The sequence below is a fragment of the Bacillus sp. FSL R12-0074 genome, assembly GCF_038005725.1.
GTDB classification, from domain to species: domain Bacteria; phylum Bacillota; class Bacilli; order Bacillales; family Bacillaceae_G; genus Bacillus_A; species Bacillus_A mycoides.
The window spans coordinates 2609802-2627731 of record NZ_JBBOTR010000001.1 but is presented as its reverse complement, the minus strand read 5'-3'; the positions used below and the strand labels follow the sequence as shown (position 1 = coordinate 2627731).

Below are 17930 nucleotides of genomic sequence, written 5' to 3'. Positions count from 1 at the left end.
TTATAGTGTGGTTTTTGTATGTTTTAATGCTTTCAACCCATCAAATAACTTTTCTCGCCACCAAACACCGTCATGACCGCCTTGAAACTCTTCATAAGTAATTTGGCATCCTTTTTCTTTTAAAGCTTTATACAGGCGTCTATTAGCCGTTAAAAGAGGTTTGTTTTCAAGTTCTCCTGCTGCTATGTAAAAATGAGGTTGACTCGTATTAGAATCTATAGATGAAATTTGATTTTCAATCCAAGGAATTTGATTTTCATAACCATCCTTTTTCCAATGCACGGATCCAGACATTGACAACATGTTTCCGAAAACATGTGGATTTTGAAGCGCTGCATAAAAAGCTGCTAAGCCACCGAGACTGAAACCGGCAATTGTTGTATTCCTCTCTTCTTGATATACGTGATACTTAGCTTGAATCCACGGAAGTAATTCCTCCGTTAAAAATGTATTCATTTTATCGTTATAAGTTAGCTCTTCTAGTCGATCAACGGGTTCTATTGCAACAGCAATACAAGATGGGATTTCTTTTTCGTATATTAAATAATTGAGTGTTCTTGCGATTGAAAGGTTATTAATGAATGAATTCCCATCAAACACAATGAGAAGTTCTTGAAGATGTGAAGTGTGAGAATAGTCATGAGGCGTATAAATATAAATTTTACGTGTGTCATTTAAAATCGTACTATGAAAAGAATATGTTTCAATTTTTCCAGATGGATAATGATCTGAAGGAAAACGACTGCTATACTGTACTTCCATTCCTATGTTTAACACAGACGCTTTATTGGCATCTTCTCCAAATGTATTTTTATTAAATCGATCTAGTTGGTACTTTTCACTGCGCTTTATCCAATCATTTTCGAAAAAATCGTTTACTGAAAAATAGTACGTTGAAATAAAACTCTCATCCGTCCTAAACGTTACATACCAAATATCTGTCTGTAACAACCGTTGTAGTTGATTTACAGACAGATCCCAACCAGGAAAACTACCGAATACATAAACGTTTTCAGTTTTTTGATCCCCTAACCATATATACGTTATAAGCTTATACTGATTTTCTACAGGACATTGTTCTATTAGTGGCGTATTATTTGACTTTATTTCATGCAAAAAAGTATAAATTGCTTTCTCGTTTCCTTTTTTTAATTGATTATTAAGCTACTCTAACTTAGGACTAATTATTGAAGTCACCCATCTGCCTCCTTTGTATTTCTTTCTTTTCACTAGATTGCTTTTATAAAATTTAGGATTAGTATGTTATGTATTTAGATGAGTTATTTATTTAGAAGGTTTATCAATTGCCTGAATAGAAAGTTCCAACGCTTTTATTCTTCTTTCTAAAAGTGTTCTTTGAGGACTACCAGCCTTAGACTTATCATAGGCTCTCTCAATTGATGGAAGCAAACCAGCAAGGATATTACGAGCTTCTGCTAACTCTTCTTGGCTATACCGATGACTTTCTTGATTCCACACGTTCTCTAACACTGCTAGCCCTATACAAACGGCTTTAAGCCTTTTTTTCACTAAGGTAGTATTTGCTCCCTTTTGAGTCATCTGTGAAAAAGCATTTTCAAGTTTACGAATTGTCGATTGTAAAGATTTTATTGATTCCAATTTATCTATATTTGACACGTTTTCCATGTTACTATTGTTCCTCCTGGCTTAACTTATTTAATACTGGATATAATAAGTACTTGATTTCACTCGAAATATTTTATCATAAATAACTAACTATATTCGAATTGGATAATGGATTAAAGGAAAACGGTATCTAAACGCCTCTCCCTCCTTTAGATCATTCTATATGTACTTCTTTCTTCGTATTAGAATCCCTATATAAACAAGGTATTAAAATTGTATTTTTTATGAACAAAAAAACGCACAAGCAGCATGACTTGTACGTTTTTATTTTTATTCAGTAAGATAATACAGTAATAGTTTCCGGGCCTTCTCATAATTCATGAAATCTCTATACAAAATGGGATACTTCACAATTTCTGTTTCTATAAAACGATATTGCGGAAAACATTCAAAAAACGATTTCTTTAGCCACTTTATTTGATCAAACACAATCTCCTTTTCGTTGTTATTAAGTATGTAACTTAAAGTACCTGCTGTATGCATCCAATAATAATTTAAATCAGCGCTTATGCAATCATCTTCTGTAAACATATTATTAAAATCTTTTCGTATTTTTCGAAGGTCACAATTCGGAAACGGTTTAAGCAGCGGACTATGCATTTTCTGCAATTCATTAAAAATAACCTTTTTACCTAATAGCAACTTTCCACCCCTTTATTTCTCTATCCAATTTAATAATTTTTCATAATGATATTGAGCATCTGTATAGCCAAGATTATATAAATTAACGAGTTTTTCTTTTTTTCTTTCTATTCCGCTTATAGGAAGCTGTACGCTAGGCTGAATGATATAAAAATTGTCTTTTTGTTCTATTTGATTCATATAAGTTATCGTCTCATTATAAAAACGATAATGTTCTACTAAAGATTGTGCGATATTCGGATATTTTCTATATAACATTTTAGCCAGCCCAGAAAATTTATTCCGCTGCTTCTCGTATCCATCCGGCTTTGTCATAATAACAACATTCTTTTGGTAACCATCATTTTGCGCTTTTAATACTGGAATAGGATCTATAATCCCTCCATCTAACAATTTTCGATTATCATATTCTACAGCAGGTGCTATAAACGGTACAGAGCTTGATGCACGAATAATTTTTAAAATATCATTTCCGTGTTCTATTTTATTATAATAAACTGCTTGTCCTGATTCGCAATCAGTCGTTCCGATTACAAACTGTTCATTTGAATTTAGGAAAGTTTGAAAATCAAACGGTACAATTTTGTTTGGTACTTCATCAAATAAAAAATCCATTCCAAATAATTCACGTTTTCTAATTAAGTTTCGATAAGATATATACCTGTGATCTGCTACTAGCTCTGTATTCACTTTCTTATTTCTTCCTTTTTGACGTGATAAATAGGTTGCTCCCATACACGCTCCGGCGGATACACCGACTACATACGGAAAGAATAAGTCCCTTTCCATAAAATATTCGAGTACTCCTGCAGTATATAATCCTTTCATTCCGCCGCCTTCTAATACTAAACCGATATTTTTCATGCTATATCCCTCTACTTCTGTTTTCTTAATTATATGTTAGCACAAGATTTTAGGATGAGGTTATATAAATTGGTTGCAATAATAACAAAAAACTATTGAAGCAATGTCATAATCTATTAGCCATTCGCATGGTACAATATAAGAAACTCATTCCACATATTATAAAGGAGGAATTTCATATGGGTTTATTTAGTGGTATTTTAGGAAATGCATCAAGTGCGAGTACAGAAAGCGTTGAACGTGATTTAGAAAAAATTATGCTAGACGATGAGAAAGTTGAGCATGCTTATAAATTAATTCGTGATTTAATCGTATTTACAAATCGTCGTCTTATTTTAGTAGATAAACAAGGAATATCAGGTAAAAAAACAGAGTATCATTCTATTCCTTATAAAAGCATTACACAATTTAGCATTGAAACAGCTGGGCATTTTGATTTAGATGCAGAGCTTAAAATTTGGGTATCTAGTATGGATGATCCAATTACGAAAGAATTTAAAGGTGACGATAGTATTTTAAGCATTCAAAAAGCGTTAGTAACATATACGACGAAATAACGCCTTTCCGTATTTTTATTCATTATCGAAATTACTAACCCGAGTATTTTGGAAGAATATGCGTTATTTTTGTATATTTAATCTAAAATAACATAAAAAGGTAAAGCGTATTTCAAATGCTTTACCTTTCTTTTTTGTAATAAATAAGTGTAGTTTTATCATTTAATTTCTTTATTACTTCTGTTCTTTTATACCCCATTTTTTCGTATAGAAAACAATTTCTTTCTTCTTCTAAAATCGTAGCAAGTTCAAAACTCCGTGCTTCTGGAAACATCTCTTCAATTAAAATAAGTACCTTCTTAGCGATTCCTTTCCCTTGATAGATTGGATGAATGAACATTGGACTGATCCAAAATTTATAAGGTCTTTCTTTTTGGGATATACATATCGCTCCAACAAGGTTCGAATCTATTATCATCTTATAAAAGTTGTTGCTCGGATTATTTATTCTTAAAATAGTTTTTTCAATAGATTCATTTGCTGGATTTGTTTCATAGTCTTTATATTTATTTAATAAAGGACTAAATGAGTCTATTTGCATTTGAAATAAAACTGCTGCATCAATTTCTGTCGCCTTCTCTAATGTTACCAATTTAAACGCTCTCTTAAAGAAGTAATGTGAGCTGTATGATGACGACCGTGCCATGCATATAGTCCAATTGCAGCAGCAAGTTTTGTTTCTCCTGATTCAGGATGATTAAATGTCTTTTCTAAATCTGCCGGTTCTAAAGAATATAATAAGTTAACCCATCTTTTATGTAATGAATCTAGCATTACAAGTGAAACATCTACTGGTAATTTCGAGTCAGGTAGCTCTGCCCATTTTTCTTCTTTGTACGGTTTAATAGTTGGATTCTTTTCTGTCATTGCTAATTTAAAGCGTATGTAGCTATTCATATGACTATCAACAACATGATGAACAACTTGGCGAACAGTCCATCCACCGACGCGATACGGTGTATCTAACTGCTTCTGATCTAAATCTTTTATCGCTCTTGCTAGTTCATTAGGTAAATCCTCTATTTCTTGAATCCATTTATCAATTATTTCTTCTGTAATAGTTCCTACGTAAGTAAATCGACCTATTGGATAACGTAAATCCTTCATGTACATGTCCCTCCCTATTATTTTTAACCCTTAGTAGTCCTCCAAATATAATGTACGAAATTTACGTTTTCCCCGTTTAAATCTACAGTAGTTGTCTCCGCTTCCTTTTCACGAGAAAATCCGTTCTTTTCTAATACAATTTGTGAAGCTATGTTATTTGTTGTTGTCATAGCATGTATTTCATTAATTTCATAGACTCTTGCTTGAGCCAAAATCAATTTTACAGATGATGCTGCAACTCCTTTTTTGTAAAATCCTCCCCAACTCGGTAGCCTAACGACCCAATTCGTTTTTTCTTATCTACATCAACTAAATTGATACGTCCTACAATTTCTTTTTCCGTATTACGTATGAGATGAAAATAAGAAATTCCCTCAGTTTGTTCTTTTAATAGTTCGGCAAGTTGCTTTTGAAAGTATTCATACACGTAATAATTAGAGCCACGACTTGGTACCATTGTTTCAAAAAATGATTTGTTCGTTAGTTCAAAATTAAATAAATCTTCAGCGTCTTGATTCTTTAATTGTTCTATGTATATTTCCATCCCGTTTACCCCTTCTTGATTTACTAACTGTTATACATTCTTTTTTAAACGATAATTTTCCTGCTATTTCTTTCGTCTGAGTAATACAGTAAGTAATACTCTAGGATGAAAAAGATGAAATGGACTACGAATTAAGTTCATAACTCTGACTAACCGAATATAAATATCAGAATCACTTGCAGAAAGTTGATATATTTGTTTCGTATACCATTGCTGAAATTTTTGTTTCGTAGTTAATTCTTTCTGTAACTTAGGATGACGTGCTATCTCCGTTGTGGTCATTTCCCAAGGTGTTTTGATAATCATAGCAGTCTTCCTATAAAACTCTCGAGTTAATGTTTTATCAAGCCTTTTTCTCCCTTGAAGAATTAGTTGTAATTGGTGAGCTTCCATAGCTGCAACTGAAACACCTTGTCCGAAAACTGGATCAAAACGACAATGCGCATCTCCAACTACTAACAATCCTTCAGGCAAATTATTAACTAGATCAAATCGCCTGCGTACTTGATATGGAATTTTGTACGTTTTTATATCGGTAATCGCCTCAGATTTGTTTAGAAACTCTGTAACATTAGTGATTGATAGGTTTTCAGCAAAATCATAAAATTCATCATCTGTTTGCGGTGCTTTTTCATTTGCATATCCACTAAAAGTAACAAAATAACGATCATCTTCAATCGTTTGAATTAGAACACCATAAGGATTCTCAGGAAAACTTGGAGACATAAGCATATTACAGCAGTCTAATTTCTCTTTTTCTTTGAGCCTAAACATTCTAGTTGCGTAAAACAAATCAATTCTTACTTTCTCTTCTTGTACTTCGAAATTGTATTCTTGTAACCAATCTATATTTTTCGAACCAAATCCACTTGCATCAACAACAAGATCTGCATGAAATTCTTCTTTCATTCCTGTTTTCAAACATTTAGCTGTTATTCCATAGACCTTATTAAGTTTGTTATCTACTAGTAATCCTTCAACCAACATTTCATACTTCGAAGTAACATTTGAAACTTGTTCAATTCGTTTTTGAATATGCGATTCTAACAGAAGACGACTTTGTTGAATCATATTTATTTCGCCTTTGAAAGGCTGCTTCCATAGGCCGAACTGATGCCATTTTAAATCGCGAGTAAAGTTATTTACGATGCTACCTGCTTCAATTAATTCATTAGTAATGTTAGGAAACAACTCCTCAAGTGCTTCTTCGCCGCCTTTTAATAACACATGCGGATGATTACTTTGCGGAACTCTTTTTCGCGGACCTTTTCCATCCCATTCTTCACCAACTTCTACAATGATTACTTCTTCAAACGTATTTGATAAAGCCTTTGCGGCGAGTTTTCCTGCGATACTTCCACCAATAACAATAGCCTTAGTAAACATTTTTTCCCCCTTAATGAAAAGAGATCCTGTCGTGTATGAATGGAACAGGATCTTAACTAATAATTCCTTGATAATTATATTTAAAACACCTGTGTGAATTGCAACATTAAAATTAAAATACCTAATCCCCATACGTAATACGCGAATACTTTTAAAGAATGACGTTTTAAATATTGAATCATCCATGAAACTGCTATGTAACCAAAGAACGCTGCTGATAATGTTCCGACAATTAATGATGTACTAGAAATAGATTCAGCTTTCCCTTGAAAAACATCTGCAAATTGCAAGATGATAGCTCCGACAATAGCTGGTGTTGATAATAAAAAGGAAAAGTACGCCGCTGTTTCACGGTCTAACTTTCTCCATAATGCAGCGACAATTGTCATTCCAGAACGGGAAATTGCTGGAAATATAGCTACTGCTTGAAATGAACCAATTATGAATGCATCTTTATATGTAATATCATTCATTTTTTTACGACCGTTCTTTTGTTTATCGGACATATAAAGAAATAAACCCGTCACTAAAAACTCCCAACCTATTGTTATACCTGTTTTTGAAATATCTTCAAAAAAGTCTTTAAATAATAAGCCGATTACAACCGCAGGTATCGTCCCGACAATAAGTAATAGCATAAGCTTTGAAAATGGATTTTTTATTAAATAAATAAATTCTTTTCTATAATAAATAAACACCGCAAGTAACGTCCCTATATGCAGCATCGTATCTAAAAACAAACCTGCCTCATCTAACTGAAAAATATGTCGCCCTAAATATAGGTGACCTGTACTGCTTATAGGTAAAAACTCTGTCAGCCCTTGAATAATTCCTAAAATAAAAGCTTCTAGCCAATTCATGATGATCTCCTTTCTCATTTGCTTGTACCAATATATGATGCTTTAATTTTTGTTATGAAAGAAAATATATTTCTCTTGGGGATTTACTTTAACCTTTATTTAGAAGTTATGGATCGTGATAAATATGGATATATATGTAAAAAAGGAGGGTTTACATGGAGGAACACACAAAATTAGGCAACATATTACTTTGGATTGGACCAATTCTTGTGTTCTTAGGCTTATGTATGACAAATGTAATTACAGACATACCTTTCTTCGAAGGAAAGCATAAAACTTTTGGAATTATTATGTTATTTATAGGGGTACTTTGTTTAATTGCCGCTCATTACTTTAAAAAACGAAAAAATTCTGCCGATTAAATAATCTATTCCCTTATAAGGAGGAACAAATGCGAGGAAAATCATTACAGACAAAAATTACAAAGCTATATAAATAAAAACAATCCTAGTGTATGTACTAGGATTGTTTCATTTCGCTAATGTTGTTTATTTATAAAACACTTTATCAACGTTATATTTCGCTTTGTACTTATTAATGATGTATGTTTCGTAAATTTCTCTTTCAGTTGGATCTTCTACGATACATGCATCGATGCGGTATACTTCATCACGATGATTTTTGATTGGTGAAACATTATCTTCAAAATGCTTTTTAATACGTTGTCTAATTTTACGAGCTTTACCTACGAAAAGAAGTTCGTCATTAATATTGTAAAACATAAAAATGCCGCCTTTATCTCTAGGGAACAAGTGGAAATCGATAAAACCGTTAATTGGAGTAATTAATGGCTCGTCTCCTTTAATAACTTGGTTACGTTCAGTAATTGAAACATCAGCTTCAGGAATATTAATTTTAATCAAGTTCATTCACGTCCTCTTTTATTATAAAGATAAATAATAGCATAAGTATGTAAGAAAAGCTATGTTAAGAGAGATATTTCATTTTATAATTCAAATATTATAGGTATATCATGTAAACTTTTTTTCCAAATCATATGATCGTTTGATTCGCCCCAATAATCCTTCAGCACATAACTAGGTTCTCCAAACTTTTTTGTCCATATACTTTGTGCTTTTTTGTATCCACTATCTAAACAGCATTCGGTTATTCCTCTGCTAAGTAATGTAAGATACATTGTATTTAGTAATAAACTCCCTATACCTTTTCTTTGATACTCCGGAAGTATAAATACAGTTCCTATTTCATACAAATCCTTAAGTACACCGTCTGTACAACTATTAATCAATGCACTTGCTGGACCGACTTCAATTGTTCCAATGATTTTATCGTTACTTGTATCTATCGCTAATAAAAAGTAACGATTTTCTCCATTACTATCAAAATCATTTTTTAAATATTTATTTTTCGAGTTAATTTCATTTTCTATGTCATCTAATAGATGTGATAACCCTTCGTTTTTAAATGTATTGGTAATAACAAGACGAAAAAACAAATGTAATTCATCTAAATCATTCGAATTCGGCCTTCTAATTTCAATGTTATACATGGCTTACATCTCCAATCTTTGAAAATATATGAGAAAGTGTATTTGTTCAAAAAGATTTTATGCAATTGTTAAGACCATACTTTATATACTCTATTCATTATTATTCTACACAACTCTGCATAGATCCAGCAGTATAAAAAACTCAGTATAAATATTAATGTAATAACTTTTATATCCATAGTCGTATGAATAGTAGGACCAAGTACAGGAAAACGGAAGATATCGAGAATGATCATAATTCCTATAAGTAGACATATCGCTGAAAAGGAAATTACCCAAATCCTCCTCTTGAATTGTAAAAAGGATACTCCTAACGCTATACCTAATAAGCCTGTAGTAAAGGGAAAGACAATTAGTTCACTTGGCTCAATAATGAATAATAGGAAAATAGTAAGAATATAAGAAAGTACTCCCTCACGAATAGAATAACAAATAGCCAGAAAAATCGGTAGCGTCGCGAAAGGACTAATAAATAACCCAATTCCAGGGATTAAGTTCCCCGCAGATTGAAAAATAGCAGCAAATGAACCGAGTAATGCTGTAATGACTAACCTACTTGCAGGCGTCACCTTTCTTTTATGAACAAAATTCGCATCCTGCTCTATCATCCATTGATACCAATAGCTTCTAAAACGATTCATCAAATTCCCCCCTAAAGAGACTTAATTCACCACTTTCTATTTTCATTCAAATACTTATTGGTTATGTTTTACTTTCTGCTTGTTAGGAATCACTATACAATAGATGTTTATCCCTAGAAGGTTTTTTAAGAGGCGCTAAGTCGTGCGTTTGAAAAAGTATGAATTCCATATATTTTTAGACTAAGAGTTTATACCGTATCATGGAACAATTTCAAAAATAGTACCTTTGTTAAAATCCGTTACTTTCATAGATCCATAAACCCCTAAATATAATCTAGTTTGATCTCCATTTGTTCCCAAGCTCATATAATAAGCTGCTTGAGAATCAAAATCATAATTGGTTTCAATAACATGAAAATCATTACGTTTATCGTCTATACTTGCCCTAGTATATGCTAAAACACCTTTAACTGGAGACTGAGATTCTTCTTTCTTAGCAAGATCAGTAAACACGATACTACCAGTTAAACTAGGAATTGTAGTTCCCATATATGGTTGTACTCCTGTAAGTGAGGTTCCTCCAAACTTATCTGCTCTGGAATCTTTATGAAAATAACTAATTAGGGGCTGTATGCGCCTCACTGATGTTTCTATTGTTTCATTATAATAAGCCATTGTTCTCTCATCCGAAGTAGGATTCTCAGAACAGTGCCTTATAAAAGAAGTAGGAAATTCTCCTTCCCATCCTCGCCAACCAAAATTAATAAATCCATCTTGATTGGGAGTGGATCTCATTAAATGCATTTGAACAAGTTCGGTAACCGATATGGGTTTATAATGAACAAACGAAAAAATAGACTCTACAATATCCTGCCCGACATTTCCAGCATATTTGATATATTGATTATAAAACCTTTGGAATGAAATACCTGTTATATTCCGAACTCCTTTCGCAATTACTGTAAGTGTTTCTTGTATAGATACAGGAAACTCATTAAAGCGTGTAACTACTGGAGGGTTATTTATGAATGTATTTTTACTTACATCAATTTCAATTATTTTACCCGCTATTTCTAAATCATCCTGGCTTAAATTAAATGGATCATAACCCGATCCACCATCTCCATTTGTAAAAACAAGTTTTCCAGTCTCAGGTGAAAAGTTTAAACTATTGACTCCGTTATGATTAAAAAAGGGCCTTCTTATGTTAAGTAATGTCCGTCGTTTTTGAGGTTGACTATGTGATTGTAAAATCCATTCCTCAACCGTATCAATATGATCATATTGAGTATCTCTATTTACCCACTTTAAGTTTAAAGTTTTCGGATCACACGGATTAGGTTTAAAAGGTTCAGAAAGGGCACCCGGACCTTGAGTGCCAGCTACTGAATAATGAAGGTAAAATAAACCGTTTTGATAAAATTGTGGATGAAACGCTAGTCCTAGCAATCCGCGTTCATCATAACCGCTACTAGAGACACCTTCTTCAAACGTGCCTAATTTGATAATTCGCGGGCGAATATCTAAAAAAGTCCTTATAACCCCGTCTCCTATGTAAAAGATTTCTCCTATCTGGGTTGCAATAAATAACCTTTCAATTGAGTCACCTGGTAGTATAGTTGTTTTCAAAACAGTAGGTAAATTGAACTTACTTGCAATGGGTCGTAAACTAACCTTAACTTTTGTCAACTTACTTTACACCCCTTTAATTGCGTTTTATTAAAAGAATATGATTAGAACTGTTCAATTAGTATCCAATTAGGGACTAGAGAATTGGATATTATTTCTGGCTGCGCTGCATTTCCTGCTTCTCCATATAACTGCGCATCCGTCGCATATATTCAGGTGCGTCCATTGGATTACCTGCGATCATTTCAATAATACAGAGTCTTTTGGCGCTTTCCTTTTCAGCATGGATTATAGCCTGATCAAGCTCTCCATAGGTCCGGACCGTAACGGTAAACGCGTTACCTCCAAAAGCTTCGGCCAGCTTGGTGTAAGACCATCGAGGGATTTCGTTGTACTTTTGATCCTCTGTTTTGACATTTAAATATCTCTCGATTGTATAACCATCGTTGTTCAAAACAAAGATTATAGGCTTGCAGCCGTAATAGAGCATAGAACTGATTTCCTGCGCCGTTAGCTGCAAGGCACCGTCACCTGTAAACACCAATACTCGGCGTTCCGGCGCGGCCATAATAGCACCAAACGCCGAAGGGATTGCGTAACCGATGGACTGCCATCCACCTTGTCCAATATATGTTACATTGCCTGGCAGTCTTACCTCTCCCATTCCATAATAAAACGTTCCGGTCTCGGCGATTACAATATCCCCCTCTTTCAGCATGCGCTGAAAACGCGGATAATAGCCATCCGCCATTAGAGGTCCGTCGGCAATAGTTGTGAATTGCTCATAAGGGAATGACAATTTTTTTGTCAAACCTTTACCGGTATAACCCACCTTTTGAACGGCAAGTAGCATGTCGGATGCAAGAACATTCGGATATTCCGCCTCAGCGATTTTAACTATATCCGGTTGAATATTGACAGTTATCAGTGGGTTCAGCTTTGCGGTAAAACTTGCGGTGTTTGTGTCCGCCCATACCATGCCAATCGCAATGATACAATCTGCATTCTCTACCGTACTTTGGACTTCAGTCCTCCCGAAAGAGCCTTGATACATTCCGATATAATTTGGATGGTTCTCGTCGAATCCTCCCTTCCCGTACATCATCGTTACAACAGGCACATTCATTGCATCGGCTAGCTGCCGAGTCGCTGTCTGAAGGCCGAATCGCATCGTTTTCACATCCACCAAGATAACTGGTCGGTGGGAACGTTCCAAAAGCGGACGGACATGATTCACTGCAGCCTGAAGGGTATTCGGGTTGGATGTTGGACGTGGTGGTGCCGGTTCTGCCCAGACTTTAATCGGCTTGGTCACTAAATCATTAGCCACAACCAGGTATACCGGCTTTTTCTTTTCCTTAGCAATGCGAATCGCAGTCTGAATTTCAATCTTGGCATTTTCCGGCGTAAGCACCGCGGTATATGCCGTGATCTGCTCATACACCTTGCGAAAAACGTCAAAATTCCCATCCATTAAGGTGTGATGCATAAGCTTATGCTCTTTTTGATCCTTCTCAGGAGGCGCACCCACAATGTGTATAATTGGCACATGCTCGCTGTTGGCTCCCGCTATCGTATTGCATGCACTGAGCTCCCCGACCCCAAATGTCGTAATAAGAGCCGATATTCCTTTGATTCTTGCATAGCCATCTGCAGCGTAGCCCGAGTTTAGTTCATTTCGTCCTTCTATAAAACGGATGCCGTTATAACACTCCAAAGTATCAAGAAGTGTAAAATTATAGTCCCCTGCGACACCAAAAATTTCGGTAATGCCCTCGAGTTTCAGGCAATCGAACAAATACTGGCCAACCGTTTTTTGATCAGGTCCCCTTTGTAAACCAAAGCTGCCCGTATTAATCATGTTTTCCATCGCTTGCTCACTCCTTATCTATCTCTTGGGCTTGTTCTATTTTATAGTACCCTTTTTGATAATTCCCTTTAATTAAACCGGTTATCCGTTGTGCAACAATTAATCGGGAAGAAATGCTCCTTATCTTTGGAGATATTCATAAAACAAGAGAAGGAGGAGAAACACTAAAACATTACAAGAATGTATTAATTAATCTTCTAATGTTCTTTTTAAATTGTTTCCCTTTAAAACATCCCATTTATCATGCTCCTCACTCTGTTTTGCAAAAGTCTAGCTTACTTTTTAAAATTTTGTAACAGAACCTTAAAAATAATAAAAACCCACGAAGAAAATGCATTTTCTTCGTGGGTTTAGTTATTTAAATGGACTTTCACCTGACTCAAGAAGCATCCGCACCTTCAAACTGACTATTATAAAGCGAAGCATAGAAACCATCAGCTTTCAATAACTCTTCATGATTACCTTGTTCTACAATATCTCCGTCTTTCATGACAAGGATTAAATCTGCATCACGTATTGTTGATAATCTATGAGCGATAATGAAGCTTGTTCTACCTTCCATAAGGTTTTCCATCGCTTTTTGAATCAGTACTTCTGTACGAGTGTCAATGGAGCTTGTTGCTTCATCGAGTATTAATATTTTCGGATCCGCTATAAGGGCACGTGCAATTGTTAGTAGTTGCTTTTGTCCTTGGGATACGTTGCTTGCTTCTTCGTTTAGTTCCATTTGATATTTATTTGGTAATGTTTTTACGAAGTTGTGAACGTGAGCTGCTTTCGCTGCTTCAATTACCTCTTCGTCTGTAGCATCGAGTCTACCGTAACGTATATTTTCCATGATGGAGCCGTTAAATAGCCAAGTGTCTTGAAGTACCATACCAAACATGTTGCGCAAGTCTTCTCGCGTGAAGTCTTTTATATCGTGACCGTCGATACATATTGCACCGCTGTTTATGTCATAGAAACGCATTAACAGTTTTACAATCGTTGTTTTACCAGCTCCGGTTGGTCCGACGATTGCTACCTTTTGTCCAGGTTTAATGTTAGATGAGAAATTATTGATGATGATCTTATCTGGATTGTATCCAAATTGAACATCTTGGAAGGTAACTTCTCCTTGAACTTTTTGCAGCTTCACTGGATTTTCTGCTTCTGGCACTTCCTCTTCTTCTTCTAAAAATTCGAAGACTCTTTCTGCAGCAGCTGCAGTGGATTGAAGTACGTTCGCGATTTGCGCTACTTGAGCGATTGGTTGCGTAAAGCTTCTAACATATTGCACAAAGGCTAAAATGTCTCCAACTGCGATGGTTCTCTTTACCGCAAGCCATCCACCTAAAATAGATACAGCGACGTAACCGATATTACCGATAAATGTCATAATCGGCATCATCATTCCAGATAAAAATTGAGATTTCCATGCGGAATGGTAAAGGGTATCATTTACCTTTTCGAATTTTTTTACTTCTTCTTCTTCTTTGTTGAAGGCTTTTACGATATTGTGACCACTATAAATTTCTTCGACCTGACCGTTTACGTGTCCTAAAGATTCTTGCTGGGATTTGAAGTATTTTTGTGATCGTTTTACGACTGCCATGATGAGAATCATCGATACTGGCAATATTAAAAGCGCCACTAATGTCATTTGCCAACTGATTGATAACATCATGATAAGTACACCGATGATTGTAATAACGGATGTGATGATTTGCGACATACTTTGGTTTAAAGTTTGGCTCACTGTATCTACGTCATTTGTAATTCTCGATAATACTTCGCCGTGCGTTGTTTTATCAAAGTATTTCAGCGGCATACGGTTAATTTTTTCATCGATTTCTTTTCTGAAGTTATAAGATACTTTTTGAGCTACTCCAGAAATAATGTAGCCCTGGATAATACCAAACACAGTGCTCAGTATATATAATCCAAGGAGTAAAATGACAATGTTTCCGATATAGGTAAAGTCAATGGCCGCACCGGGTGCTCCTGATACTTTGCTTACGAGTCCTTCGAAAAGTTTTGTTGTTGCGTTTCCTAAAATTTTTGGACCAACGATTGTAAAGGCTGCACTGCCGATTGCGAAAAGGATAACGATTAAGATTGATAATTTATAGGGATTCAAGTATTGAAGGAGTTTATTCATCGTTCCTTTGAAGTTTTTTGCTTTCTCAATCCTTCTCATGCCGCCGCCCATATGACCGCCACCGCCAGGACCAGGGCCGCTTTGTTTTCTATCACTCATGATGACAACTCCTCTCTTGAAAGTTGTGATAAAGCAATTTGCTTATAAACTTCACAGTTTTCCATAAGCTCTTCATGAGTACCAGTTCCAATTATTTTTCCTTCGTCAAGTACAATAATCTTATCGGCATTCATGATTGTACTGATTCTTTGGGCAATAAGTAAAATAGTACTTCCTGTAATCTCATTGTTTAAAGCTCTGCGCAATGCTGCGTCTGTCTTAAAGTCAAGAGCTGAGAAACTATCATCGAATATGAAGATTTCCGATTTTTTCGTAAGAGCACGCGCAATAGAAAGTCTTTGTTTTTGACCACCGGAAACGTTCGTACCACCTTGTGATATTTCTGTGCGGAAGCTTTCAGGTTTCGCGTTAATAAACTCCATAGCTTGCGCGATTTCCGCCGCTTTTTCGAGTTCTTCTTCAGTCGCTTCTTTTTTACCGTATTTCAAATTACTCTCGATTGTACCTGAGAAGAGAACTCCTTTTTGCGGTACATAACCAATTTTCTCTCTTAATTCCTTCTGAGATACTTCTCTAATATCCGTGCCATCTATTAATATTTGGCCGCTTGTGACATCGTAAAAGCGTGGAATTAAGTTGATTAATGTTGATTTACCACTACCTGTACTTCCGATGAAAGCTGTCGTTTCACCAGGTTTTGCAGTAAAGGTGATATTGGAAAGCACATCTTCTTCTGCACCTGGGTATCTAAAGCCAACATTTTTAAATTCAACGTAACCTTTCTTGTCTGAAGCAAATGTTTTCGGCTCTTTTACATCACTAATGGTAATGTCAGTATCTAAAACTTCTGCGATACGTTGTGCGGAAACTGAAGCACGTGGAACCATAATAGATACCATTGAAATCATTAAGAAGGCCATGATGATTTGCATTGTATATTGCATAAATGCCATCAAATCACCAACTTGCATATGTCCCATATCCACTTGGTGTGATCCAACCCAAATAATAAGTACAGTAACGGCATTCATGATAAACATCATCATTGGCATCATAAATGACATTAAACGGCTTACAAATAAATTTGTTTTTGTTAAATCTTGATTTCCTTTTTCAAATTTCTTTTCTTCATGTTTTTGAGTATTAAAAGCACGAATAACGAGCATACCGGTTAAAGATTCACGAGTGATTAAGTTAATTTTATCTACTAACTTTTGGATACGCTTAAACTTAGGAATCGCGATGCTAAATAAACCAATGACTAGGCTTAAAATCGCAATTACCGCAACTGCGATAATCCATCCCATTGAAAGGTCTGTAGTAAGTACTTTAATAATGCCGCCGATACCTAAAATTGGTGCATAGAATACAATGCGAAGCATCATAACCATAAGTGTTTGAACTTGCTGGATATCATTTGTACTTCTTGTGATTAGAGATGCAGTGGAAAACTTATCAAACTCCGCATTCGAGAAGTTTGTAACTTTCCGGAATACTTTCTTTCTAAGGTCTCTGCCGAGTCCTGCAGCTACTTTTGCAGCAAGTAAACTCACGATAACGGTAGCTGCCATACTTACTAAGGATAAAAGTAGCATTTTCCCGCCGGAAGTAAGAATAAAATTAGATTGAAGTTTATCAGTATTGATACCGATTTTCTTATACTCATTCTCAATGTATGAAACAGCTGATTGTGTTACCATGCTGCCTGGCATATTCTTAAACTTTTCATCTGCCTTTTCTTTCATTACATTGATTTGATCTTGAGGAAGTTTCGCAATGATTGCAAAAGGATCTGAATTTGGCGGAAGTTTCGCTGGTGTGTTGTTGTCACCTGTCGCAGCAGGAGAGAAAGCAGATGAGCCACCTTTTTCAATTCCTTGTGTAATTAACATTGGTTTCCCAAAGATATCGTTAAGTTCGTTAATTATTTTTTTATCTTCTGTATGTAACTTATAAAGTGGCTCTTTATCAAGCTGCGGATAATCTTTTAAGTCATTTTTTAGTTCACTTTGAGAGAGGTTGTTCTTATCTAAAAGCACATAGTTGTCAGCAACTTTTTTCTTCTCATTTTCATTCATAAAGAGCGTAAGTTTATCCATTTCACTTTTACGAATAACCTCAGGTACTGCATTTTCTACACCTTTTTGTTGAATTCCTACATTGACAATGTTAGACATGTAGTCTGGCAGTGATAGATCGCATACTGCCTGTACAGTTAAAAGACATACAACTGCAATGATAGAAGCAATAAATGGTTTTAAATGTTTGATGATCTTTAACATTTAGTTCATCTCTCCATTTTCTTTGTCTAATTTTTTTAGTTTTTACCCCGCTTCTCTCCTTTATTCTTCGTATTCTCAGTAATTCATTCTAGCAGCTCTTTACGTATTTTCGACTACAGATTAATTTTATGACTATATGAAGATATGATGCACCGAAAATAATCAAACATATTTTATAAAAAGTGATTCTATAAAATATGTTTAAAGCCTATTTTGATAACTCTTTTTTTCAAAAACGGGGTTTTTATATT

General features: G+C 35.0%; 16 protein-coding genes and 2 pseudogenes. 2 read left to right on the top strand and 16 right to left on the bottom strand.

All coding sequences use genetic code 11. The features are described from left to right. From NSS97_RS13675 to NSS97_RS13660, 4 genes and pseudogenes are all read right to left on the bottom strand, one after another. Positions 1 to 1197, bottom strand: a pseudogene (locus NSS97_RS13675) (alpha/beta hydrolase-fold protein). A gap of 87 nt (positions 1198 to 1284) precedes the next feature. After that, positions 1285 to 1647 carry a hypothetical protein gene (locus tag NSS97_RS13670; RefSeq protein WP_002127600.1) on the bottom strand — a complete coding sequence of 121 codons (363 nt, stop codon included), beginning with the start codon at positions 1645 to 1647 and terminating at the stop codon, positions 1285 to 1287. Positions 1648 to 1917: 270 nt separating this feature from the next. After that, positions 1918 to 2289, bottom strand: a complete 372-nt coding sequence (locus NSS97_RS13665; protein WP_044441648.1) for a YxiJ-like family protein — start codon at positions 2287 to 2289, stop codon at positions 1918 to 1920. Between the two features lie 12 nt (positions 2290 to 2301). Continuing rightward, entirely contained in the window at positions 2302 to 3153 is an 852-nt protein-coding gene (locus NSS97_RS13660; RefSeq protein WP_107886865.1) for a patatin-like phospholipase family protein, read from the bottom strand. A 179-nt stretch (positions 3154 to 3332) separates the two neighbouring features. Between NSS97_RS13660 and NSS97_RS13655 the strand changes: the two genes are divergently transcribed. After that, the gene (locus NSS97_RS13655; protein WP_002065713.1) at positions 3333 to 3710 is read left to right on the top strand and encodes a PH domain-containing protein; all 378 of its coding nucleotides are present in this window, start codon (positions 3333 to 3335) and stop codon (positions 3708 to 3710) included. Positions 3711 to 3831: 121 nt separating this feature from the next. Here NSS97_RS13655 and NSS97_RS13650 read toward each other — a convergent pair whose 3' ends face one another. The 5 genes and pseudogenes from NSS97_RS13650 to NSS97_RS13630 all read right to left on the bottom strand — a co-directional run bounded on the left by NSS97_RS13650 (position 3832) and on the right by NSS97_RS13630 (position 7607). Further along, a complete protein-coding gene (locus NSS97_RS13650) occupies positions 3832 to 4356 on the bottom strand; it encodes a GNAT family N-acetyltransferase (RefSeq protein WP_131929169.1) in 525 nt (174 codons plus the stop codon). After that, complete coding sequence (locus tag NSS97_RS13645) at positions 4296 to 4817, bottom strand: YfiT family bacillithiol transferase (protein ID WP_044441652.1); 522 nt, start codon at positions 4815 to 4817, stop codon at positions 4296 to 4298. Before NSS97_RS13645 ends, NSS97_RS13650 begins: the two co-directional genes overlap by 61 nt. A 23-nt stretch (positions 4818 to 4840) precedes the next feature. Next, a pseudogene (locus tag NSS97_RS13640) lies at positions 4841 to 5361 on the bottom strand (GNAT family N-acetyltransferase). Between the two features lie 63 nt (positions 5362 to 5424). Next, complete coding sequence (locus NSS97_RS13635; protein WP_131929170.1) at positions 5425 to 6747, bottom strand: glutamate synthase; 1323 nt, start codon at positions 6745 to 6747, stop codon at positions 5425 to 5427. Positions 6748 to 6827: 80 nt separating this feature from the next. Beyond that, entirely contained in the window at positions 6828 to 7607 is a 780-nt protein-coding gene (locus NSS97_RS13630) for an undecaprenyl-diphosphate phosphatase (RefSeq protein ID WP_107886866.1), read from the bottom strand. A gap of 155 nt (positions 7608 to 7762) precedes the next feature. Here NSS97_RS13630 and NSS97_RS13625 point away from each other — a divergent pair, with 155 nt between their 5' ends. After that, positions 7763 to 7969 carry a hypothetical protein gene (locus tag NSS97_RS13625; RefSeq protein ID WP_044441659.1) on the top strand — a complete coding sequence of 69 codons (207 nt, stop codon included), beginning with the start codon at positions 7763 to 7765 and terminating at the stop codon, positions 7967 to 7969. A gap of 126 nt (positions 7970 to 8095) precedes the next feature. Here the strand turns inward: NSS97_RS13625 and NSS97_RS13620 are convergent, their stop codons facing one another. The 7 genes from NSS97_RS13620 to NSS97_RS13590 all read right to left on the bottom strand — a co-directional run bounded on the left by NSS97_RS13620 (position 8096) and on the right by NSS97_RS13590 (position 17679). Then, positions 8096 to 8476, bottom strand: a complete 381-nt coding sequence (locus NSS97_RS13620; RefSeq protein WP_107886867.1) for a GIY-YIG nuclease family protein — start codon at positions 8474 to 8476, stop codon at positions 8096 to 8098. A gap of 77 nt (positions 8477 to 8553) precedes the next feature. After that, positions 8554 to 9117, bottom strand: a complete 564-nt coding sequence (locus NSS97_RS13615) for a GNAT family N-acetyltransferase (protein ID WP_107886868.1) — start codon at positions 9115 to 9117, stop codon at positions 8554 to 8556. 68 nt (positions 9118 to 9185) lie between these two features. Further along, the gene (locus NSS97_RS13610; protein WP_002013264.1) at positions 9186 to 9758 is read right to left on the bottom strand and encodes a hypothetical protein; all 573 of its coding nucleotides are present in this window, start codon (positions 9756 to 9758) and stop codon (positions 9186 to 9188) included. Positions 9759 to 9956: 198 nt separating this feature from the next. Further along, on the bottom strand, positions 9957 to 11387 hold the full coding sequence (locus NSS97_RS13605; protein ID WP_044441665.1) for a PQQ-dependent sugar dehydrogenase: 1431 nt from the start codon (positions 11385 to 11387) through the stop codon (positions 9957 to 9959). 91 nt (positions 11388 to 11478) lie between these two features. Then, the gene (locus tag NSS97_RS13600; RefSeq protein WP_341112928.1) at positions 11479 to 13197 is read right to left on the bottom strand and encodes an alpha-keto acid decarboxylase family protein; all 1719 of its coding nucleotides are present in this window, start codon (positions 13195 to 13197) and stop codon (positions 11479 to 11481) included. Positions 13198 to 13576: 379 nt separating this feature from the next. Further along, the gene (locus NSS97_RS13595) at positions 13577 to 15436 is read right to left on the bottom strand and encodes an ABC transporter ATP-binding protein (protein ID WP_341112926.1); all 1860 of its coding nucleotides are present in this window, start codon (positions 15434 to 15436) and stop codon (positions 13577 to 13579) included. Then, positions 15433 to 17679, bottom strand: coding sequence for an ABC transporter ATP-binding protein (locus tag NSS97_RS13590; RefSeq protein WP_341112924.1), 2247 nt, complete (start codon positions 17677 to 17679; stop codon positions 15433 to 15435). Before NSS97_RS13590 ends, NSS97_RS13595 begins: the two co-directional genes overlap by 4 nt. Between the last annotated feature and the right edge of the window lie 251 nt (positions 17680 to 17930).